The following is a 22,212-nucleotide window of genomic DNA, read 5'->3' on the forward strand; positions in this document are numbered from 1 at the left end:
CATATCAGTGCCTTGGTCACTCTTGGTGACCCTCCTCCTGGTGTCATCACGTGAGGGGGGAAGACGGCTCCTCCGGTTGGGAAGCCAGGACTGCTTTGACGTCCGAGGAAAAGTGCTGTGCCACGGTGCCCCAGTGTTCGCGCAAGAACACGTGTCCACCGGCGTACGCCCGGTCCGCGATGACGCGCGAGCTGGTGTATGCGTCCCAGCGGCGTACCAGGTTGCGAGGGATGATGGCGTCTTCTTCCCCCGAGAAGAGGGAAACAGGACAGGTCACTTGAGCCCCAGGGCTGTACCGGTAGGACAGCGCTGTAATGAGGTCCCGGTAGATGGCTTGGGTTGCGAGTTCACGCATGTCTGGTGTCAGGGCTTGTTCCTGAAGGAGCGCGCGGACTGCCCTGTCCGGACGTGCCATATACCGTGTGTATTTGGCGGCCTCGCCGGGAGCGGGAGCAGCGCACACACCGAGCAGGAGTGGCCCCTGAGCCCCCATATTGACGAGTGCCCGCCCGGTCTCGAAAGCCCAGATCCCACTGGCGCAGTATCCGAGGAACACGCTGGGCTTCGAGCTGCCCGCAGCACTCATTGCCTCGGTAGTGGCGTCCACCAGTTTGGAATAGTGCCTCACCCGCGGTTCAGCGCTGCGTTCTTCGCGACCGGGCGCCTGCAAAGCCACCGGCTCCATGAACGTGGGCAGCTCCTCCGCCAGCGGAAGGTAGAAGGATGCGCCCGTTCCAGGTGGTGGGAAGAGGTAGGCGCGCACAGACGCTGATGGGCGGGAGGCCAGTGGAATCAACCAGCGGCTGGCCGAGCTGTGCTCGGTTCCGTCGGACGGCAGCTTGGCAATTCCCATCACGTGCTCTTTCTGCCAGATGTTGTGTGTGCCAGCGGACCGAGGCCAGAAATGCCGGCTGCAAGGCCCAAGAAGGCAATACCGCTGGCTCTTGGCAACGAATAAGAAGCCGGGCTTGGCGCCCGCCGACGGCCCTCTCCGAACCGCCATCCATGGATAAGGTCACCAATCAGGATGCGCAGCAGAGTGCTCTTGCCTGCCCCGTTTTCTCCTACGACTCCCACCATCTGCCCCGGCGGAAGGTCCAGGGTCACGCCTTGCAGACCCGCCGACGCCGGCAACCCTTACGTACGTCCCGCATGCTCAACACAGGGCCGCTCGCCCTCATTCTTCTCCCCCTTCCTCGACAGGCCCCGCCGTAATCTGCGGCGGACTGCCGTTCCTGCGCCCGTGCTTGCCGTGTCACAGCCGAAGCCCTGATCCATGACGGGTGGAAACACTCAGGGCGGTGCCCAGAACGCCGAGGCGGCTGAACACGACGAACGGATACAGAGAGCACGGAAATAATTACATGCTGCGACAGTTGGGGCTGACCTCACGAGGCTCCATCTGGTCAGCAACGGCGACCCTTGCCCGCGCCCCCACCGCCTCTCAAACGATGCCGGCCATACGAGGGCAGGCACGAAGTCGCCCTGCAGGCCGCTGATCGCCGGGGATCCACTCGACGGACAGGGCCGGTCCAGCCATGCACCACCCTGCCCCGGACGTGGCGCCTGCCCGATGACAGTGACCGGTTGTTGCATAGCCTCCTGGTCACCGAAACGTGCGACGACGCCAGGGGCGGCTGGTTGACCAAGGAATCGGGTCGCCGCTCAGTCCGAGTGTCGGATTAGCGCATTTGACGGATTGTCCCTCGTCGTGTCGGCAGCCACGTGTCTCAGCGGCCCTCCCCCTCGTTGCAGGAACTAGCGCTGCGCCCATCCCTTTGAGGCGGCATCACGGTCTTCGGTCCTTCCACTGAAGGCGGTCCCCCGCCTCGCGCGCCGCTCAGAACTCCAGGAGAACGCCATGACTCTCGACTCGGTTCCACAGTCGCGGTCTTCTCGGCCGTCGGCCGCGTACGACCGCGCTCACCAGGACCACGGTGAGATGCCTAGTTCGGGCAGGGATGACATCCCAACAGGAAAGGAGCCGATGCCTGTGCATGTGGCCTGCATCATGGATGGCAACGGCCGCTGGGCGGAACAGCGCTCACTGGAGCGGACCGAGGGACACTCCGCGGGCGAAGCTGCGGTCGTCTCCGCGGTCAGAGGCGCACGCGATATGGGGATCCAGTGGCTGACCCTGTTCGCCTTCTCCACCGAGAACTGGCAGCGCCCCCAGGCGGAGGTCGACTATCTGATGCGCTTCAACCAGCGCATCCTCGTCAACAACGGCCAGCATTGGCACCGCATGGGAGTCCGGGTGCGCTACCTGGGTGCACTCGATGCCCGCGTCCCGGACTGCGTCCGTGAACAAATCACTCACTACGAACAACTGACGGCCGACAACACCGACATGACCTTCACCATGGCCTTCAACCATGGGGGACGCAGCGCTCTCGTCCATGCGGTCCGTGCGCTGATGGACGCCGACACCAAGGCAGCCGAGGTATCCGAGGAATGCCTCGCCCGGCACATGCAGTACCCCGATCTGCCAGACGTGGACCTGCTCATCCGGACCTCGGGAGAGCACCGGCTTTCCAATTTCCTGCTTTGGCAGATGGCCTATGCCGAAATGTACTTTCCCGAAACCCTGTGGCCCGACTTCCGGGCCAATCACCTGGCTGAGGCCGTGGCTGTCTACCACAGCCGCCAGCGCCGATATGGGACAGTCATCCATACGCCTCAAGACCAGCCTTTCAACCGACTTACTACTCCCTGATCTTCTCAACGAAATGATCTCGTGAGGCAACATCGCGATCGGCGGCGCGCATCTCGCCGCCGAGGCGGCCGCGTTGGGTCTGATCGACGAGTACCGGGTCAAGGTCTGCCCGGCCGGTGGTGGCATTCCGTTCTTCCCCCAGCACGAGTGCCGGGTGGATCTCGAACTCGTCGAGACCCACACCTTCCGCTAGGGAGTCGTCTACCTCCGCGTGGAAAAGGAGCTGGCAAAGGGCCGACGGCGAGACGGTGGCGGACTCGGCGACGGAGTACGCCCCGCACAAGCTGGGTTCACGTCGACGACCCGCTTCACTTGATGCGCCTATTCGGCGTCTCCTCTCATACCGCGATGCGGTACATAAACGCGGCCCACCCCGAACGCAACCGCGAAGCTGCCCCGATAGACGGAAATCCTCCACCAGCACGAGATCCCCTGTCGGGGTGGCCGCTGTCGGTCTGCAGATACGGGTTGATGGACTCAAGGCCGCACCGGACAACGGCGACCAGGCCATCGGCGGCGGGCTGCTGGTCGGTGGCGTCGTCCTCGGCGTCCCGATGAGCCGTCGCGCTCTGACCAGGGGCTTCCTCTCGTTGGTTGGTTCTGCGCACCGAGCCCGGCCATCGTGGCAGGTACCGCCGCGTGCCGTCTGTGGGTCGCTCCATCGCTGCACTGGCAGCAGATGTGGTGACGCCCCGCCTTCGTCACGTTGGCGCGTTGACCGGAGTGGTCATGTGCGACAGCGACTGGCCGCCCGTTGGCATGAGGGCCGTATCTTCTCCACGCCATGATCGTTGGAATCTTGGTCGTGGTTAGTCCGGTTGTATGGGGGGCGGGCGTGGAGGTCAGGGATGTGCATCATTCCTACCGTCGGCGTGTGGTTTTGCGGGGCGTTGATCTGTGGCTTCGGGCAGGGACACTGTGTGGGGTCGTCGGAGAGAACGGCGCCGGTAAATCAACTCTGCTGAAGATCCTTTCCGGCGAGTTGCGGCCCTCCCGCGGCACGGTCCGTCATGGTGGCCGGTTCGGTTACTGCCCTCAGCACGTGATCCTCAACGACGCACTGACTGTCCGGCAGCACTTGAGGTTCTTCCAGAGGGCCTATTGTCTGGCAGATCTGCGGTATGCCGAGCAGGTCATGGACGTGCTGGGGTTCGCCGGTTACGCCGATGAGCGGGCCGGGGTGCTCAGCGGCGGGACGCGGCAAAAGCTGAACGTGACGCTGGCGCTGATGCACGATCCCCAGGTGCTTCTTCTGGACGAGCCGTACCAGGGGTTCGACTGGGACACCTACCAGCGTTTCTGGGATCTCGCCGCGCGGCTGCGTGATGCGGGACGCTCTGTCCTGATCGTCTCCCATCTGGCGTACGACACCGAGCGCCTGGACGAGTTGTGGCGTCTGGACGGCGGGGTACTCCGTCCGGACCGGGCGGTGACTGCGTGAGGTTTCACTGGACCCGGTTCGCTCTCGCCACCGGCTTCTCGCTGATCGAGCACGGCCGCAACCGGTTCGCCATGGTCCTCGTGACCCTGTTCGTCCCCCTGTGGACGACTCTCGCCTACCTGGCGATGCCCGACACCCCAGCCCCCATGCGGCTGCGCGCCACCGGGGAGACGCTGGCGCCCCATGGCAACGAGCTGACGGAGATCAGCGGCGCCCTCAACGCCATCACCCTGATCACCGGTTTCATGATGTTCGCCGCCGCCTTCTCCGGCAACAGCTTCGACCGCCGGCTGGCGATGGCCGGCTATCCCCGCGCCCACCTCGTCCTGGCCAAGGTCACCGCACTGGTTCTGATCTCGGCTGCGGTAGCCGCCTACGCCACCGCGGTCACCTGCCTGGCCTGGACACCCCGGCAGCCGCTGCTGCTCGCCGCCGCGCTGTTCAGCGCGGGACTCACCTACGGCGCCCTCGGCGTCGGCTTCGGCTCGGTGCTGCACCGGGAAGTCGAGGGCATGTTCGCCATCGTGATGACCAGCATCGTCGACCTCGGGCTGCAGAACCCGGTCACCAGCTCCGGGGCCAACCACCCGCTCACGCGCTACCTCCCCTCCTACGGCTCCATGCAGGCCAGCACGGCAGCGGGATTCTCCACCAACCCGGTGCCGCGTCATCTGGCCATCCAGCTCGCCTGGTTCGCGGGAGCGGCCCTGATCGCCCTGGTGGGCTTTCGCCGTAGCACCCGCAGCACCCTGCCCGCCAACCCAAAGCCCGCTGAGGCCGAGCCGACAAACGGCGGCCTCTCCCTTCCCACGCCGCGCCGATCTGCCGCGCCATCGACTTCGCTGTCCGACACGGAAGCGCCTTGAGGTCCACGTCCCGAGATGCGCACGCAACCGCAGCCCACTCTCCGGCCCTCTCCACACGGCCACACACGCGTGGCACAACTGATGGGCGAGGACCCCGCCCTGCGGGTGGCCTACCGGCTGTGCCGCTGCACACGCGCCAGCCCGATCCCGCGGTCTACGCCCTGCCCGTTCACCTGCCGTTTCAACGAGAGGACTCGAATGACGGTCTGCATAGCGCCACGTCGTTCCCAACCGGCCAGCTGCCCCCCTCCGGCCCGACCAGGCCCTGCCGGCACCGAGCTGCCGCGGCCTGCCGGGCACATCCCGTGGCCGGGCGAGGGGGAACCGGCATGCGCGTGACCACACAGGAACTCATCGCTGCGCCCGTTCCGGATCTACTGGCCTGCGCGCAGGAGTTGGTGCGCCCGGTCCTAAACCGGACGGTCGCCGACATGCACCCCGAGCTTCGACGCATCTGCGGCTACCACTTCGGCTGGTCGCAGCAGGACGGCTCTGCCGTGGACAAGCCTCCTCAGGGTAAGGCGCTCAGATCCGCACTGGTGCTGTTGTCGGCTGCCGCATACGGCGACAACAGCGCCCCGGTGCTGGAGGGAGCTGCCGCGATGGAGCTGGTCCACAACTCGACGATGATGCATGACGACGTGATGGACGGTGACGAGATGCGCAGGGGCCGCCCTGCGGTCTGGGCGGTCTACGGCATTGCGTGGGCATTGCTGGCCGGGGACGCCTTGTGGGTCGCGGCCAACCGGTGCCTTCAGGCAGTGGGCCGCCCGGACACTCTCGGCCTGCTGGGCGACGCATCCTCGGCTCTGGTCAACGGCCAGGGCGGGGAACTGCACCTCGCCAGCCGGGAGGTCGCGGGCATCGGGCTGGAGGAGTACACAGCGATGGCGGCCGGGAAAACCAGTGCGCTGCTGGAATGCGCCCTGGGTATCGGAGCTGCTCTGGGCGGCGCCGGCAAGGAAACGGTCACCGAACTCCGGTTTGCGGGCCACCATTTGGGGATTGCCTGGCAGGCCGCCAACGACATCGAGGACATCTGGGCGGACCCGGCGGTGACCGGTAAGCCTCCGATGGGCGACCTGCGTGAACGCAAACCCACCCTGCCTATGATCGCAGCACTTCACTCGGGGGGCCCGCACGCCCAAGCGCTGGCCCATGCGGTCAGAGACCGCGAGTTGTGGCCCGAGCCGCACGAGCTCGCCGCCCTTATCGAGAAAGCCGGCGGGAGATCGGGCGCAGCCGCCCTGTCCAACCGCCACCTCGCCGAATCGCTGTCCCATCTCGACCGCGCAGTTCTGCACCCGGCCGCCGACGAGGCCATGCGGCGCCTGTTCCGCTTCATCGTCACCCGCGGCTGACACTGCACCGCCGCCATCACCGGACCCACCGATTGGAACATGCGTGGAACAGGCGCTGGACACCCCGACAGTCCGTACCTCTTACGAGCGCGATCTTCACCGTCACTGGAGCGACAAGACCAACGACCCCATCAACCTGCGGCTGGGAGCTGAGGACGGCCTCTACCATCACCACTACGGAGTGGGCGGTTTCGACCCCTCCGTGCTCCAGGCCCCCCTGGACGTTAGGGAGAAACTCATCCTGGCCGAGATGCACCGCATGGAGAACGATCAGGTCTCCTTGATCCTGGACGCCCTCGGCGAGGTACCAGCCGACGCACGGATCATGGACGCGGGCTCAGGCCGCGGAGGGACCTCTTTCCTCCTCCACCGCCGGTTCGGCTGCCTCATGGACGGCGTGAACTTCTGCGGTCACCACCTCGACTTCTCCCGCCAGCTGGGCGTACGCCACGGCTACCAGGACCGCGTCCAGTTCACCGAGGCGAACATGGTCGCCACCCCCTTCGCCGACCAGACCTTCGACTACGTCGTATCCAACGAGACGACCATGTACGTCGACCTCGACGAGGCATTCGGCGAGTTCGCCCGCCTCCTCAAACCCGCAGGCCGCTACGTCCTGGTCACCTGGTGCCGCGACGACACCGCCACGGACGTCCACCCCGACGCCGATGCGATCGACCGCCACTACGTGTGCCACATCCACCGCCGCTCCGCCTACCTGCGCGCCCTGTTGAACGCCGGCCTCGTCCCCAAGCAGGTCACCGACCTCACCACCGAGGCGATTCCATACTGGGAACTGCGCAGCGCCTCCGAACTCGCCACCGGCGTCGAACCCCACTTCCTGGACGCCTACCGCCAGGGCCAGATGAACTACATCGTCATCACCGCGGACCGTATCAGCGAGGCCGCTTCTGAGAACGTCGCCGTGCGCGCGGACGGATGACAGCCTGTTGACGGCGTGTTCACCAGCGCCCGATACATCGCGGGGGCGGCACCTCGCGCGAGGTGCACGGGCCCTCACCGCGGCAGCCCGGCCGGTGGTGCGGCGCGACCGTGCCGTGTACCCGGCCGGGGGCTTGGGGCGTCTCAGCCCGGGACGCCGCGGAGCGGTGCGACGCGGCCCCCACCGCCCGGTCGGCTGCGGCGCCACCGTGGGCACTGTGTCCGTCGACCACCACCCCGGATGTCGTGCGCGAGTGGCTGGCGTCCTGGACTGCGGTCGGTCTGGAAGGCGTGGTCTTCAAGAGGCTCGACAACCCGTACCGGCCCTCGGTCAGAGGCTGGTTGACGTAAAAGGTGCGGGAGACGACCGAGGCCATCGTCGGCGCGGTCACCGGACCACCGACGGCCCCGCGCACGCTGCTGCTCGGCAGATACGACAACGCCGGACGCTTCCAGTACACCGGCCGCACCACCACCCTCCCCCAGGCTCCCGGCCGCACCATCGCCCCTCTGCTCACGCCAGCAGACTCCGGCCACCCGTGGACGGGCTGGTCATTCAGCGCAGGGTGGGGCACGCGGGAAACGCTGGACGTCGCCCTGGTCCGACCCGAACTGGTCATGGAGGTCGGCGTCGACATCGCCCGCGACACTGCCGAACGCTGGCACCGCCCACGCCCCGACCTCACCCCCGCCGACGTCCCGCGCTTTCCATCCCCGCGCTGAGTGCCTGTCGCGGTCAAGCCTTACGAGTCCACGCTTGGGCGCGGGCTCAATGGCCGGGACCGTCGCCCGGGGTGATCACCCGCATGGGGACCCCGGCCGACGAGTCGTCCTTGCCGACATGCACTCGATTCAGCAGCTCATCGACCACTCGTGGGAGCTTCCGCCGTCGTTCGCAGCTCCGTTGTAGCCAACCTCCTGCCCCGGGGCCAGACAGATCGTCATGTGGCCGCCAAGGTGTGACCGGGAGTACACCTTGACGTGGTCCTTAACACCCGGACCCGAAATGCCGTGATTGGCCCACGAGGAGTCCTCGCTTTCAATAAAGCTCTCCCACCAGCCGTCATCGCCGTGCCAGTTGGCGCGCTGACCGTCGTAGTTGGCTTCCGTCCAGGCGCAGAAGTGTCCGCTGGGGCAGTCGGCTGCGCCGGCCGGAGTGGAGACCGTCAGGGCTCCGGTCAAAGCGAGGAGCGCCGCGGCGGCGGACGTGATGATGCGCTGCAGGGTCATGAGGGGGGTGCCCTTTCGGTTCGGTCGGTTTCAGATCGGTGGTCGGGGCGGTTCTCCGCCTGGGCACCTGGGGAGCCGTTGAGGCGGGGTGGAGGTTGGCGGCGCGCCGTAGGGCGGTTGTGCGCAGCTGTCGGTAAGCGGTCAGATGCTCGCGCCGCTCGGTGCGCACCTTAGCCAGCAGGGTGGGCTCCAGGCGGGATTCAACCTCCGCCAGGCCGCTCTCGCGGTTGCAGCGGTTGGCGACGGCCGGATCCGGCTGGTCCGGGCGCGTTCCGGACAGGTGTCCCGCGCAGCGTTTCCAGCGGGCCATCGCGGCGCGGTGATCGGGGTCGGTCGCCATCCGGACCTGCGCTTCCGCCCGCAGGTTATTGACGACCACCTCGGCCTCGAACCACCGCTTCTCATTGCCGTAGAGGACGCGCTGCGCGTTGGCGAGGCAGCCATCCGTGTTGGCGGTGACCGTGTACCCAGTGGGTAGGGTGAGGGACAGCTCGCGGGGGTCAGTGCCGAAATGGGCGGCTTGGACCTGCTTGTCCTCGGCGGTGGCAGACTTCGGGCGTTGCCGTAGGGACGGCACGCCCAGCCCCTGCCCTGAAAGACAGCGGGCGACGAGTGCAAGCTGCGCGGACTTGATGAGGTCGTCCTGGGCCTGTCCGCTGGCCGGGATCTCACGATGTGGGGATGCGGTCGGATGATCGGCGCAGCTCGTCACCAGCAGGGCCATGGCCGCGATACAGACGGCGCGGATCAGTCGCATGGTTCAGCCGACCTGGCAGTCAACCGTTCCGCCAGCGACGCCGTTGAGACGCGCGTGCCCCGCGCTACCACGGTGATGATCTTCCACACTGCCGGTGAACGAGCGCCGCGGCCGAAGGTCACACCCCAAGCGCCCTGGCCACACTGACGAAAGGCGTAGTCATCACGGATAAAGCCACGTGCCACTGGTACGTGCCCGACCGCACGTCCCGGGTCTGCTGGAGGACGGTGTTCATCCAGGCCGGCACCAGCTTGTCGTCGACCTCGCGCGGCAGCAGCGGCTTGTCCTCACCCGCCGCCGCGCCAGCGCCGGCAGCCGCTTCACCCCGGCCAGCACCCGCACGCCCGGGGGCGACACCTGGAACTCGTTGAGAGCTATGCGGCCACAGAGTCAAACCCCCCGCTTCCTCCTGCCCTTCTCTATGCTGCGTGGCATTTTCGGGCAGTTTCCGGATGCGCGGTAGCCCGGATGCAGCGACCCACAGCACGCTCAACACGGCAAACGCCGTACCGATCCACAGAGTAGGCCGCAGGCCGAGCACGGTGCCCAGCGTGCCGGCCAGCACCGCGCCGGTCGGGCGCACTCCGAAGTTGGCGGTCTGCACCACGCCCATCACGCGGGAACGCAGGGTGGGCGGGATGACGGCGATCAGGTAGCTGTTGGCGGAGATGTCCAGGACCGCGACCCCGCAGCCGGCGCCGAGGTGCGCGGCGGCCAGCGCCCCGATCACCAACGGTGCCGGGCCGATGCCGATCCGCCGCACGACGCGCGGCGCGGCGTAGGCGCCGGCCAGGCCGCCGACCCCGAATACAGCGAAGACCGTTCCTATCGCCGCGGGGGTGAGTCCCAGCTCGGTGGTTCCGTACAGCACGAACAGCGTTGTCGTGAGGGTTTGGCACAGGCTCAGCATGGCGACCCCTGCCAGCAGCAGGGCCGGGGTGCGGTTCGCCGTCACCCAGCGCAGCCCGTCCGCGAGCCCGCCCTCACCACGGGGTGCGGGCGGCGCTTCCTGCGCCCTGATGCGTCCCAGGCACATCGCCGACACCAGGTAGGTGATGGCGTCCATCAGCAGGGTGATCGGCGCCGACAGTGCCTGAACGAGCGCTCCGCCCCCGCCTGGTCCGGCGACCGCAGCCACCGATCTGCTCCCGGTGAGCAGCGCGTTGCCGTCCACGTACCTGTCGGCGGCGACCACGGATGCGTACACGTGGTGATTGCAGACCCGGAACCGCACGGTGAGCACCCCGACGGCGAACGCCGCCGCATACAGGTGAGTCATCGTCAGCGCGCCGCACGCATAGGCCAGCGCTACGGAGGCGATCGCGGCGAACCGCCCGATGTCCGCGACGATCATCGCCCTGCGCCGGTTTGTCTGCCGGTCTGCCCACGCCCCGCCGGGGATCGGCAGCAGCAACGAGGGCAGCAGTTCCGCCGCCGTCAGCCACCCCATCTCGGCCGCACCCGCTCCAGCAACAGCACGGCGGCCAGCGGCACCGCCAAGAACGAGATCTCGTCACCACCAGCGACACGCTCTGCGCGCTCCAGTACAACCGGAACCCACGCTCCCGCAGTAGCCCTGCCCGGGGCGGCCCCTCGCCAGCGCTCCCCCGTCGACGGCCCGCCCTCATCCCCACCTTGCTCATCGGGAGGCCCGGACGGTGAGGTCAGACGCGCCGCAGGCGCCGGAGCCCACACCGCGGCCGGCAGACACCAACAGCACTGTTTTGAGCAGGTAGTTCTGGCCCCACTCGGGCAACGTGATTTGGCCCCAGGGTGGGGTGGGTCGGGGACGGTTGTTCCAGGTTCTTTTGGCCCCACCAGGCCGTCGGACCGTCCGTAGCTTTCAGCGAAAAATCAACGCTAGGCAGTTGATCTAGACGGCGTGGGCCGCCTGGGTACGGAGAAGGCCCCTCCCTTCGGTAGCCGAGGAGCGGGGCCTTCTGTCTTGCTACTTGTCGGAGGGCTCGTCGTCCCCCGAACCGCGCAGGTCATGCCCCTCGTCGATAGTGCGGCCGATCTGCCGCATCAGCTCACGTAGCTGCGCGAGAAGTAGAAAGAGCAGGCCGAAGAGCAGGTCCGACCGGAGTACGCCGGAAACCTGCCGTAGGGCAGTGATGCATCGCGCTGAGCTGGGGATTTTCCTGTCGCATTGATGTTCGTCAGAGCCGTCGCCACGCGGGGGCTTTTGTCCGGTTGATGGTCGGGTGGTGGTTTCGTGGCGTCGATCGAGCGGACGGCGTATCCGCGGTTGAAACACGCGGTGTCGGCGCGGGAGTTGCCCACCTCCGCAGCACGAATCCGGGAGGCAACGGCGCTGCCCCGGCTCGAGGCCGCATCAGCGGCAGGCCGGAGAGGGCACGGAGGGTGGCGGTGCAGGGACTCGGCCGTTCAGCGGCTCCGGTCGACGCGGTCGACGAAGTCGCCGACCGCCGTGGCGAAGGCGGCGGGCGCCTCCTGCGCGACGAAATGCCCGACGTCCGGAATCGTGACCGCGGTGACGTCGCCGGCGACCTGGCGCATTGTCCGCTCGGTGTAGGGGGCGTTGATGCCGTCGACGGCGAGCACGGGAACGGTCAGCGGCCGCGACTCGGCCAGTTCCCGCATCCGGTCGCCGCCGGTCAGGGAGGAACGGTAGAGCCCCTCGGTGCCGCGCCAGCCGCCCGGCCGCGCGTAGGTGCGGGCGAACTCGTCGCGGTCGGCCTCGGTGACCCCGCCCGGCACCATCGTCATCACCGAGACGGCCCAGTCGAGCATCACTCGCTCGCGGCCGGCCAGGAACAGCTCCGGAATTCCCGGGGCGGCCAGGAATCCCACGTGCCAGGAGCCGCCGTTCCTCACGTCGGCCAGCACCTCCCAGCCGTACCCCGGAAGGGTGGTCTCGACGCCGGTGAAGCTGAGGACGTCGCCGGGGTGCGTGGCCGCGAACGCGAAGACCGGCCCGCCGCTGATGTCCTGGCAGGTCACGTGCACGGGCCCGACGCCGAGGTGGGCGACCAGCCGGTGCAGGTCCTCCGCCATGGTGGCCAAGTCGTGGTCGCCGTCGGCGATGCCGGAGTCGCCGAAGCCGCGCAGGTCGACGGCGAACACCCGGTGGGTGGCGGCGAGCAGCGGGATGACGTCGCGGAAGGCCCACCAGGACTCCGGCCACCCGTGCACCAGCAGGATCGGGGAGCCGGTGTCGCCCGCCGAGACGTAGTGCAACGTGGTGCCGTTGACCTCGGCGGTGTGGTGCGTGACGCCCGCCACGGCGGGCGAGGCGGTCACGAAAGAGCTGGTCATGCGATGACTCCCAAGATAGACAACCAGGTTGACTCCAGTGTTGGTCAACCTGGTTGTCCACGTCAAGGGAAGATCTAGACTGTGGTCATGTCCTCACGATCCGGCGCCGATCTCGCCCTGCTGCTCCTGGGCAGCTATCGCAATCTGGTGGACGAAGTGGTCCGGGAGCTGGCGACCCGGGGGTACCCCGGTGCCCGGCCGTCGCACGAGTACGCGATCCGGGCCATCCGAGCCGGCGCCGACAGCGCCTCGGACTTGGCCCGCAGACTCGCCATCACCAAGCAGGCCGCGGCGAAGACGATCGCCGCGCTCGTCGAACGCGGGTACGTCACCACCGAGACCGACCCCGCCGACATCCGCCGCAAGAACATCCGGATCACCGATCACGGGATCGGGCTGATCACCGAGAGCACGGCGATCTTCGACGAGGTGCGGGCCCGCTGGGAAGTGCGTCTGGGCGCCGCCGAACTCGCCGAGCTGGAAACCCAGCTCGCCCAATTCGTCGGCGACTCGCCCATCAACCTCGACGCTCCGGGCTGGGCGGCGGGACAGGAACTGCGCTAGCGGTCAGCCGAGGGTCGCGGTCGGCCGGTCGGCGCCGCTTTCGGCGCCGCTTTCGGCGCCGCTTTCGGGGCCGCTTTCGGGGCCGCCGGAGACATCGGCGGGGCCGAGACTCCCACATTCCAGACCGCACCGCCCACCACCGCCAGTGACTCGGCGTGTCTCGACGCACGCAACCCGTAGCCGGAGGTGGGCCAAGGTAACCTGGAAATGATCAAGGGTGGGGACAGAACAACCCCGCCGGGTGGGGCCCAAACAAGTGCTTAAAGAGTGTTTTGTCCCGGTGGGTGTGTTTGGTGATACTTCAGTGGTGCGTCGGTCTGGGACTGCTGGGGCCCTGGCGCATCATGGGGTGTATGTGGCGAAGGGTGTCATCGGGCGGGCCGTTTCAGGCAGTTCGCTCCTGTCTGATCCCAAAGCTCCCCCGCATGACGCCGTTTGCGCCCTGGGGACAGGCTGCTCGCGACGGTACCAACGCAACATGACGCGACAGCGCCCGTATCCCAGCGATCTGTCCGATGCCTGCTGGGAGTTGACCGGGCCCGCCCTGACAGCCCGGCGAGCCGAGCGCAGGGGCAAGGGCCCGGACATCGGGCACCCGCCCCAGCATGACCTGCGCCGGATCATGGACGCCATCCCGTATGCCGACCGGACCGGGATCCCATGGCGCTATCTGCCGCACGACTTCGCGCCGTGGGAGACCGTCTACGGGTACCTCGCCGCATGGCAGAAGGACGGCCTCCTCGACCAGCTCAACGGCGTCCTGCGCCAGTTGGTGCCACAGGCCGAAGGCCGGGACGCCGAGCCCAGCGCCTGCGTGCTCGACACCCAGAGGGTCAAGACCTCCCCGAACGCGCCGGCCACCGGTCAGGGCATCGACGCAGGGAAGAAGATCGCAGGCCGCAAACGCCACATCGGCGTCGGCACTCTCGGCCTGCTCCTGGCCGTCCGGGCCACCGCCGCCAGCGTCTCGGACAACGCCGGCGGCATCCACCTGCTGTCCCGGATCGCCACCGCGAACCCGCAGGTCACAAAGGCCTGGACCGACTCCGGCTACCACACCAAGGCCATCGACCACGGCGCCCGCCCGGGCATCGACGTCGAAGTCGTCCGCCGAGATCCTGCCGCAAAGGGTTTCAAGGTGATCCCGAGGCGCTGGGTCGCCGAGCCAACCTTCGGCTGGCTCATGCACCACCGCCGCCTCGCCCGCGACTACGAGACCCACCCGCACCGCTCCGAAGCCATAATCCGCCTCGCGATGATCGACCCCATAAGCAGACGACTGACCCGCGAATCCACCCTGAACTGACGCGACACCTGACGTCGAACCAAACACTCCCCCAGGACAAAACACTCTTTTACAAACAGCCGCTTACCTTGTTCTTTAACTACCGTCGGTAGCTGCTTCGACTAGCTTCACGAGGGGCGCCAGGATCTGTGGCAGGTCGTTCTCGGAGGTGAGCACCGGTTTGTCCTGCCAGGTGTTCTCGGTTCCGGAGTCGATGAAGAGCAGTGAAGTGGCACCCGATTCCCAGAGGAACGCCATCCCCGTGCGCTCGTCTGATTCCAGTCTGAGGCTCACCGCCGTGGCCTTCGGCCGCCCTCGGGACGGGGTTCCTGGGACGGGCCGCTTCACCGCAGAGCTGATCCCACGAGAGCGAAGCTCGTGTTCATGTGCGGCATGCCAGTCCTTGAGCCACTGAGCGATCTCTGACATCGCACCCCCATGTGGGCCTCGAACGGCCGTCGAACTTGATCGTAAGCCCGACAATCACCGGACGCAGGAACGGCCTTCGTCTGATCATGTGCTCCGACCAAGGTGCACGCGACCACGACGAAGGCCGTGGGGGTGAGTCTGCTGCCTGTTGCTGTCCGGAGGGAAGCGTTCGCGGAAGCGTCAGCCTTCCGAGGTGAGTTCTACGAGTGTCTGACTGCTCGACGCGACGAGTTGTTCGAGCTGGTGGACGCGGTGCTGTGTGCGGACGGTGCGGTGAAGTCCCCGGTGGACTTGACGCTGCTGCCCGAGCATCGTCGTGGGCACGGAGCGATGTACGGCGGCCTGAACCACGGCCGGCCCGACGTCGACCGGCTGCGGACAGTGCTGGCCGGGTTGTCGCTGCCGCACTTCGACGGCGGGCGCCTGGTCCTGGCGGTCGACGTGTCGCCGTGGCTTCGTTCGGATGCACCATGCTCAGCGGAGCGGCTGTTCTGCCACGTCTACGGCCGCGCGAAGACGGCGTCGCAGTTCATTCCGGGCTGGCCCTGCTCCTTCGTGGCCGTGCTGGAGCCGGGCGCCGCGTCCTGGACCGCGATCCTGGACGCGGTCCGGCTCGGCCCGGCGGACGACGCGACCGCGATCACCGCTGACCAGCTCCGAGGAGTCGTGGAGCGGCTCATCATCGCGGGCCAGTGGCAGGCCGGGGACCCGGCCAGCTGGCGAAGACCTCGGTGAACCTCGAACGCGTCGTCACCACAGGCTTCGACTCCCTCATCGGGCTCACCCGCGGCGACAACTACGTCCTGGATGACGAGGACGGTGAGCTCGGATGAGCCGGGACTTCGCAGAGATGCTGGAAGCGGCCACACCCACCGCCGAAGTGATCGAGGTGGACACATCCTTCCTCGACGCCTACCGGCGCGGCGGGAGCGAGGAGCTCAAGCGCGTCCAGGCCCAGGCGGCACAGCCTGGGCCTGAGGTGGCAACGCCCGAGCCGGAGGCGCTGCTTGATGAGGCCGGCGACGTCGACTCTCAACCCGAGGTGGAAAGTCTGCAGGCTGATCCCGACGTGGACGCCGAAGAGGATCGCCTGGATCTGGAGCCGGACTACGAGCCCGACGCCGGCGACTCCGAGCGGACCGGCGGATCCAACCAGCATGGTGGTGGTGGTGACGGCGGTGGACAGCGAGGAGCTGCCGGGGCGCTCCCGGGCGGTGCGCCGGCAGGCCCTATGGCTGAAGTTGTTCCGGCTCCCGGGGCACAGCCAGACGTCGAGGACGCTGCCGCGGCGGAAGTCACTTCTCACGGCGGCGTCGCCACACCGGATGAATCCGTGCATGTAACGCCCGGCTCGCTCCAGCTCACCGACCATCAGGACGCCGTGCAGAGTGCGGCATCGAAGGGTGGATCGGGCAGCACAGCCGAGACCGCCACGCTCCCCCAGTCGGGCTTCCGGCTCGCCGGTGTGCAGAGCCAGCCGCACATCAAGGCGCTGCCCGAGAGCATCATGAACGCGCTGCGGGAGCAGCCGCGAGCAGCCGCGGTCCGTGAGCTGGGCGTGAGCGACAGCGCCGCGCGCGAGTTCAGCCAGAGGCTGAGCCAGGGCACGCTGGTGTCGGCGTTCCTGCTGGCGCAGCTCGACCTGCACCTTGATGCCGATCCTGCCACCGGGCGCGCCGTCGAGCTGTTCCACTCCCGCGACCCGCTGCTGGGCAGCGTGGTGGCACGCCTGGCGAACATCGAGGCCGCTGAACGCGAGCGGGACGGGTTGCTGCGCAAGCTGCGCGACGAGCTGGGCGAGGTGCGCCAGACCAGCGCGGTAGTCGAGCAGGCGCTGGCGTACTCCATCGCCGACCGTACGGAGAACTTCCTGCGGGGCTCGCACAACCTCCACGACGCGCCGATCACGCACAAGGAGGCGATCTACTTCCGGGACAAGGCCCGGGAGGCGACCAGGAAACAGTCGAGGCTTGAACGCGAGCGGGAAGGGCGGCCGCTTCGATGACCCCGACAAGCAAGGAGAAGCTCCTCCCGCCAAGCAGCGCTGCGAGACGCCCGGCCCTTCCGCGAGCGCAGCAGCCGCGACCACGACGGCGGACGTACGCATGCGCGGTCCCGGCGGCCTGTTCGTCCATGACCGTCGCGGCCGATTCTCGGCGGGCAGCCGAGGATCGGAACCGACGTGCTTCACCGGTCCGCTCTCGCCCCCCACAGCGCTCCCGGCTGATCCACCGGCCGCGCGAGCTCCACTTCCCGCTCGACATCACAACAGAGTCACGGCGATGCGCTTGGAGCACGCTATTGAGCGCGGTCGTGGTGGCCGGCGGAGTGAGCGAGGGCGCTGGGGGTTCGGCAGCCGACGATTGCCGGGGCCTCCTGGACGAGGGTGTCATTGGTGAGCGCTTCCACCATGAACAGCGCGAAGTCCACCCGGCGCGTCAGGTTGCTGGCCAGTACCGGGTCGCCCACGTGCCGGCTCCATACGGGCAGGCCCTGGCTTTCGCCCTCCTTGAGAGTGCTGCCGCGCACAACGGTCCACCGGGTGTCGCTGGCGAACACCCGTCGGCACGCCTCCACTTGGTCGTCGATCTCGACGGCGCGGACGAGCTTGGCCAGCACGGCGGCGATCCGGACGCCCATGATGAACATCCGGGAGTACTTGTCCTTGCCGTCACGCGTGATATGCCATCCGCAGGAGAAGACCAGGCGTGCGCCCGGCCGTGCGTGGTCGAGCACCGCCTGGGCCGTGCCCGACGCGTACTGCTGCACCCCCCAGGGCGCCAGCACCGTCAACACCCCGTCGCACCCGGCGACCGCCCGCCGGATCACCTCCGGGTCGTTCGTGGGGCCGGGGACGACGGTCATCCGGCCTTCGAACGCGGCCAGCTTCGGCACGCTGTCCTCCCGGCACACGCCGACCACCTCGTAGCCGCGTTCCAGTGCGTGCCCGACCATGTACTGCCCGAGCTTCCCCGAAGCTCCGACGATGCAGACCTTCTTCGCACGATCCGTGCTCATGTCGCAGCCCTTCACCGACCGGCCTACCTTATGTTGTAAGGCAAGGTAGCCTTATGCTGTAAGGCGGTCAAGGGGAGCGGAATGGAGGGGCGGATGAGCGAGGGAGGCAAGAGCCGACGCAGGGCGTCGGCGCGCACACCACTCAGTCGCGAGCGCGTGATTCGTACGGCGGTGGCGGTGGCGGACGAGAAGGGGTCGGCCGCGCTCACCATGCGGGCCATTGCCGAACCGCTGGGAGTCGAGGCGATGTCGCTCTATCACCATGTGGCGGGCAGGGAGGACATCCTCGACGGCATGGTGGACGCAGTGTTCGGCGAGATCGACCTGCCGCCGCGCGACACGGACTGGAAAAGCGCCATGCGGCACCGCGCGGTCTCCGCCCGTGCCGCCCTCCGGCGCCACCCGTGGGCCATCGGCCTGATGGACTCCCGCTCCCAGCCCGGCCCGGCGACCCTGCGCCACCACGACGCCGTCATCGGGGCGTGGCGCGCCGGAGGGTTCTCCCTCCCGATGACCGCGCACGCCCTCTCACTGATCGACAGTTACCTGTACGGCTTCGTGCTCCAGGAGCTGAGCCTGCCCTTCACAGGCTCGGCGGAGTTGGACGAGGTTGCGGGCGCCATCCTGCGCGAGATGCCCGCCGACGCCTATCCCCACCTGACCGAGCTGGCCACCGAGCACGTACTCAAGCCCGGCTACGACTACGCCGACGAGTTCGTCTTCGGCCTCACCCTCATCCTCGACGCCCTCCACCCGGACGAGACGGCGGGCAACTAGGCGCCAGTAGTTGATCGTTAGTCGGTGTGTTACTTCCACTGCTGTGCGTCAGTTCCTCGGGGCCCGAAGAACTTCCAAGCCCTCGAAGCCGGCATCCAGGCCTGGGTCAAAGACGGAACGAAGACCCCAAGCCGCTCATCCGGGCCAAGACAGCAGAAGAGATCCTCGACTCCCTCGCCCGCTTCTGCCGACGGATCTTCGGCGCGGACACTGGAGGGTCAATCGCCGTGTAAGCGCGGGCGGTTGAAGATGTGGCGGCAGGGAAGGGATGTCACGGACTTCTGAGGCGACAACGATGTCAACGATCTCGGATGGAGGATCCACGTGCTCAGATCCCCACGCACGTCGCCAGGCGGATCGCACCAGACCCTGATTCCCGCCTGTCTCACCCTGCTGCTCAGCGCTCTGCTTGCCCTAGGCACCCTCGCCGCACCGGCGCACGCCGCCGACCGTGACGCAGGGAGCTGGACCGTGCACCAGCCCGGCAGCCGACAGGGTGGCATCAGTGCCGTCGTCCGTCTCGATGCCACCAACGGGGCACTGACCCTGGCCGCCCGAAACGGCATCACCACGGTGCTTGAACCCGCTCCGATAGGCATCGTCACCGACGACGCCGGCCTCACCTCGGGCCTCACCTTCACCTCCAGCAGCACCCGGCAGGTGGCCGAGCGCTACACCATGACCACGGGCAAGCAGCTGCGCCGCACCGCTCGGATGACCGAGACCCGGTTCTCGTTCACCGGCGAAGGCGGGGCCCGGCTCGACCTGCTCGTCCGGGTGGCCGACGACGGCATCGCCTACCGCTACCTGCTGTCCGGCAAGGGCGAGGTCACCGTTGAGCGCGAAGCGTCCGCGTTCCGGCTCCCCGACGCCGCACGCGCCTGGCTCTCCCCGTACACGCCCAACTACGAGGGCGTCTACAAACCCGCCACCGCGGCCGACGCCGTCAGCGGCTCCTACGCCTACCCCTCCCTCTTCCAGGTCGGCGACACGTACGCCCTGCTCACCGAGTCCGACGTCGACGGGCGCTACGCCGCGAGCCACCTGGTACACGAGAAGGGCAGCGGTCGCTACGACGTCCGGCTGGCCGACGGCGCCGCAGTCGCCTCCACCGGGCCGCTCGCCACGCCCTGGCGGGCCGCCGTCCTCGGTGACCTCGCCACCATCACCGAGTCCACCCTGGTCGACGATCTCGCACCGGCCTCCCGTATCGAGGACACCTCCTGGATCCGGCCCGGCAAGGTCGCCTGGTCCTGGCTGGACGGCTTCGCCCCCGCCCAGCGCAGCCTCGCCACCCAGCAGCGCTTCGTCGACTACAGCGCGGCGCACGGCTGGCCGTACACCCTCGTCGACGACGGCTGGAAAACCACGAACTGGATGCCCCAGTTGATCGACTACGCCCGTCAGCGGGGCGTGGGCGTGCTGCTGTGGGTGCACTGGACCGACCTGGACACGGCGGCGGAACGGGCCGAGTTCCTGCCCCGCGTGAAGAAGTGGGGCGCGGCCGGACTGAAGATCGACTTCATGGACTCCGACTCACAGGAACGGTTCCGCTGGTACGACGACATCCTGCGGGACACCGCACGCGAGAAGCTGCTCGTCAACTTCCACGGGGCGACGCTGCCCAAAGGCATCCAGCGGACCTGGCCGCACGTGATGACGCTGGAGGCAGTTTACGGCGCCGAGTACGGCACCGTCCCCGCATCCGGGGTGGCCACCCTGCCCTTCACCCGCAACGTCGTCGGCTCGATGGACTACACCCCGATGGCCTTCCAGTTCGGCAACCGCACCATCTCCGACGCCGCGGAGCTCGGTCTGTCCGTGGTCTTCGAGTCCGGCCTCCAGCACTTCGCCGGGTCGATACGCGCCTATCAGGACCGCCCGGAACTCGAACGGTTCCTGGAGCAGGTCCCCGCCGTGTGGGACGAGTCGCGACTGCTGTCCGGCCGGCCTGGGGAAGGCGCGACGTTCGCCCGTCGCCATGACGACCGCTGGTTCCTCGGAGGTGTCAGTGCGGGGCCGGCCGAGACCCAGGACGTGTCCCTGGACTTCCTCGGAGGCGGACGCTGGTTGGTGGAGGTCGTGCGGGACGGTGACGACGGGCTGGTCCGTGAGCGGCGGATCGTCACCCGCCGCGACACCCTGCGTGTGCCGACCGCGGAACACGGCGGCTTCGCCGCACTCGTATGCCGGGCCACCGAGGGACGGCGGACCTGCGACCGGCCTGTGACCCGTCTGCCGCTGACCTCGCTGACGGTGGACCCGGCCCGGGCCGAAGTGGACACGGGCGCGTCCGTCGACGTCTCCGGACGGTTGGCGCTCGAGCAGTCCGGGCCGGCCACGGATGTCTCGCTGTCCCTGGACGCCCCCGAAGGCTGGAAGGTGAAGGGCGACGACCTCCGGGCCGACGAACTGCCCACGGGAGGCGACCTGTCGGGCAAGTGGACCGTCAGCGTGCCACAGGACGCTCGGGTGGGCGGTCATGACGTGGTCGTGTCCGCCGAGTACCGCTCACCGGGCCGGCCGGGCGCCGGTGTGCTCCGGGTCGAGCGCACGGTGCGGGTGTTCGTGTCGCCCCCGGACGTCGATCACGTCAGCAACCTCCCGTTCGCGTCCGAACGCAACGGCTGGGGGCCGGTCGAACGAGACCTGTCCAACGGTGAACAGGCCGCCCTGGACGGCGGGTTCCTGAGCATCCGGGGCACCACCTACGACAAGGGGATCGGGATGCACGCCGACGGAGAGGTCGTCGTCGAACTCGGCGGCGCCTACCGGACGTTCACCGCCGTCGTGGGCGTGGACGATGAAGTCGGCGGCAGGGGCAGCGTGGCCTTCGAGGTCTTCGCTGACGGCGCCTCCGTGGCCACCACCGGCGTGCTCTCCGGCGCTGACGCGGCCCGCACCGTCGAGGTGGACGTCACCGGCGTCCGGAAGCTGACCCTGCGCGTTACGGACGGCGGCGACGGTGTCGACCACGACCACGCCGACTGGGCGGACGCGCGCCTGACAGCGTAGGCGGGCGCCCGGCGCACGTCAGGAAAGGCAGTGTGCCGGCCCGCCCCGGGTGGCGGGCCGGCACGTACGCCCGGCGGCCGTGCCGGCAGCGGGGCCATGGCTCTTTGGTCTGGCCGCCCTCCTGGCCGACCGTCCCGTGGAACTGCTGGGCCGGGCGAGTTCGACTGACAGATCGGCCGTTGAAGAGGTCGATGAGTCCGAACGGTGCACGCTCTCCGAGGCAGAGGCACCGATGCGGTCCAAATGATCGAGGAGGGGCGGAACCGCGAGGACGTGGGTACGCAGCAGGCTGCGTCGTAACGGGCACTGGCCACGGCGCAGTTCACGATCATCGCCACGGGGTCGCAGCACTGCCTGACCATGCGGACATGGCCGCTGCCGCGACCTGGTCAAGTTCCGGGTCGGCGAGACTGGGTCGCGGTCAGCGAGCGCAGTACCAACGACTTTCCTGCCCGGCGGTGCATCAAGCAACCAACGGTTCGCTTGTTTCGGGGCTGCGCGCGTTGTTCGGTGCCAGGCCGTTCAGCAAGCT

At 68.1% G+C, this 22,212-nt stretch carries 18 protein-coding genes and 2 pseudogenes; 13 read left to right on the forward strand and 7 right to left on the reverse strand.

What is annotated here, in order from left to right; all coding sequences use genetic code 11:
• Nucleotides 1-46 precede the first annotated feature (46 nt).
• Together O1Q96_RS24815 and O1Q96_RS44610 are read right to left on the reverse strand one after the other, a co-directional pair.
• Entirely contained in the window at nucleotides 47-853 is an 807-nt protein-coding gene (locus tag O1Q96_RS24815; RefSeq protein ID WP_269250271.1) for a thioesterase II family protein, read from the reverse strand.
• Nucleotides 853-1,080, reverse strand: coding sequence for an ATP-binding cassette domain-containing protein (locus tag O1Q96_RS44610; RefSeq protein WP_419587065.1), 228 nt, complete (start codon nucleotides 1,078-1,080; stop codon nucleotides 853-855). Before O1Q96_RS44610 ends, O1Q96_RS24815 begins: the two co-directional genes overlap by 1 nt.
• Nucleotides 1,081-1,987: 907 nt before the next feature.
• On the opposite strand from O1Q96_RS44610, the gene uppS reads away from it, so the two are divergent.
• The 7 genes and pseudogenes from uppS to O1Q96_RS24855 all read left to right on the forward strand — a co-directional run bounded on the left by uppS (nucleotide 1,988) and on the right by O1Q96_RS24855 (nucleotide 8,049).
• The gene (gene uppS / locus O1Q96_RS24825) at nucleotides 1,988-2,716 is read left to right on the forward strand and encodes a polyprenyl diphosphate synthase (protein ID WP_269250272.1); all 729 of its coding nucleotides are present in this window, start codon (nucleotides 1,988-1,990) and stop codon (nucleotides 2,714-2,716) included.
• Between the two features lie 25 nt (nucleotides 2,717-2,741).
• Nucleotides 2,742-2,909 (forward strand): annotated as a pseudogene (locus O1Q96_RS24830) (dihydrofolate reductase family protein); the annotation flags it as partial.
• Nucleotides 2,910-3,551: 642 nt separating this feature from the next.
• On the forward strand, nucleotides 3,552-4,157 hold the full coding sequence (locus tag O1Q96_RS24835) for an ABC transporter ATP-binding protein (RefSeq protein WP_269250273.1): 606 nt from the start codon (nucleotides 3,552-3,554) through the stop codon (nucleotides 4,155-4,157).
• Nucleotides 4,154-5,023 (forward strand): ABC transporter permease, encoded by an 870-nt coding sequence (locus O1Q96_RS24840; RefSeq protein ID WP_269250274.1) that lies wholly within the window; start codon nucleotides 4,154-4,156, stop codon nucleotides 5,021-5,023. Before O1Q96_RS24835 ends, O1Q96_RS24840 begins: the two co-directional genes overlap by 4 nt.
• A gap of 329 nt (nucleotides 5,024-5,352) precedes the next feature.
• Entirely contained in the window at nucleotides 5,353-6,384 is a 1,032-nt protein-coding gene (locus O1Q96_RS24845) for a polyprenyl synthetase family protein (protein ID WP_269250275.1), read from the forward strand.
• 43 nt (nucleotides 6,385-6,427) lie between these two features.
• Complete coding sequence (locus tag O1Q96_RS24850; RefSeq protein WP_269250276.1) at nucleotides 6,428-7,327, forward strand: SAM-dependent methyltransferase; 900 nt, start codon at nucleotides 6,428-6,430, stop codon at nucleotides 7,325-7,327.
• Between the two features lie 353 nt (nucleotides 7,328-7,680).
• Nucleotides 7,681-8,049, forward strand: a complete 369-nt coding sequence (locus tag O1Q96_RS24855; protein WP_269250277.1) for a hypothetical protein — start codon at nucleotides 7,681-7,683, stop codon at nucleotides 8,047-8,049.
• A 129-nt stretch (nucleotides 8,050-8,178) separates the two neighbouring features.
• Here O1Q96_RS24855 and O1Q96_RS24860 read toward each other — a convergent pair whose 3' ends face one another.
• The 4 genes from O1Q96_RS24860 to O1Q96_RS24875 form a co-directional block, all read right to left on the reverse strand.
• On the reverse strand, nucleotides 8,179-8,508 hold the full coding sequence (locus tag O1Q96_RS24860) for a peptidase inhibitor family I36 protein (protein WP_269253712.1): 330 nt from the start codon (nucleotides 8,506-8,508) through the stop codon (nucleotides 8,179-8,181).
• Entirely contained in the window at nucleotides 8,390-9,313 is a 924-nt protein-coding gene (locus O1Q96_RS24865) for a hypothetical protein (protein ID WP_269253978.1), read from the reverse strand. The genes O1Q96_RS24860 and O1Q96_RS24865 overlap by 119 nt, the downstream gene beginning before the upstream one ends.
• A 118-nt stretch (nucleotides 9,314-9,431) precedes the next feature.
• Nucleotides 9,432-10,763, reverse strand: a complete 1,332-nt coding sequence (locus O1Q96_RS24870; RefSeq protein ID WP_269250278.1) for an MFS transporter — start codon at nucleotides 10,761-10,763, stop codon at nucleotides 9,432-9,434.
• Nucleotides 10,764-11,701: 938 nt separating this feature from the next.
• On the reverse strand, nucleotides 11,702-12,592 hold the full coding sequence (locus tag O1Q96_RS24875; protein ID WP_269250279.1) for an alpha/beta fold hydrolase: 891 nt from the start codon (nucleotides 12,590-12,592) through the stop codon (nucleotides 11,702-11,704).
• A gap of 87 nt (nucleotides 12,593-12,679) precedes the next feature.
• Between O1Q96_RS24875 and O1Q96_RS24880 the strand changes: the two genes are divergently transcribed.
• From O1Q96_RS24880 to O1Q96_RS24895, 4 genes and pseudogenes are all read left to right on the forward strand, one after another.
• On the forward strand, nucleotides 12,680-13,156 hold the full coding sequence (locus tag O1Q96_RS24880) for a MarR family winged helix-turn-helix transcriptional regulator (protein ID WP_269250280.1): 477 nt from the start codon (nucleotides 12,680-12,682) through the stop codon (nucleotides 13,154-13,156).
• A gap of 478 nt (nucleotides 13,157-13,634) precedes the next feature.
• The gene (locus O1Q96_RS24885; protein ID WP_269250281.1) at nucleotides 13,635-14,462 is read left to right on the forward strand and encodes an IS5 family transposase; all 828 of its coding nucleotides are present in this window, start codon (nucleotides 13,635-13,637) and stop codon (nucleotides 14,460-14,462) included.
• A 540-nt stretch (nucleotides 14,463-15,002) separates the two neighbouring features.
• Nucleotides 15,003-15,581 (forward strand): annotated as a pseudogene (locus O1Q96_RS24890) (transposase); the annotation flags it as partial.
• 118 nt (nucleotides 15,582-15,699) lie between these two features.
• A complete protein-coding gene (locus O1Q96_RS24895) occupies nucleotides 15,700-16,875 on the forward strand; it encodes a hypothetical protein (protein ID WP_269250282.1) in 1,176 nt (391 codons plus the stop codon).
• Between the two features lie 293 nt (nucleotides 16,876-17,168).
• On the opposite strand, the gene O1Q96_RS24900 is transcribed toward O1Q96_RS24895, so the two are convergent.
• The gene (locus tag O1Q96_RS24900; RefSeq protein WP_269250283.1) at nucleotides 17,169-17,888 is read right to left on the reverse strand and encodes an NAD(P)-dependent oxidoreductase; all 720 of its coding nucleotides are present in this window, start codon (nucleotides 17,886-17,888) and stop codon (nucleotides 17,169-17,171) included.
• Nucleotides 17,889-17,981: 93 nt separating this feature from the next.
• On the opposite strand from O1Q96_RS24900, the gene O1Q96_RS24905 reads away from it, so the two are divergent.
• Nucleotides 17,982-18,665: a TetR/AcrR family transcriptional regulator gene (locus tag O1Q96_RS24905; RefSeq protein WP_269250284.1), complete on the forward strand. Its 684-nt coding sequence runs from the start codon at nucleotides 17,982-17,984 to the stop codon at nucleotides 18,663-18,665.
• Between the two features lie 324 nt (nucleotides 18,666-18,989).
• Nucleotides 18,990-21,680, forward strand: a complete 2,691-nt coding sequence (locus O1Q96_RS24910; RefSeq protein WP_269250285.1) for an NPCBM/NEW2 domain-containing protein — start codon at nucleotides 18,990-18,992, stop codon at nucleotides 21,678-21,680.
• Nucleotides 21,681-22,212: the final 532 nt, after the last annotated feature.

The sequence above is a fragment of the Streptomyces aurantiacus genome, assembly GCF_027107535.1.
Lineage (GTDB): Bacteria > Actinomycetota > Actinomycetes > Streptomycetales > Streptomycetaceae > Streptomyces.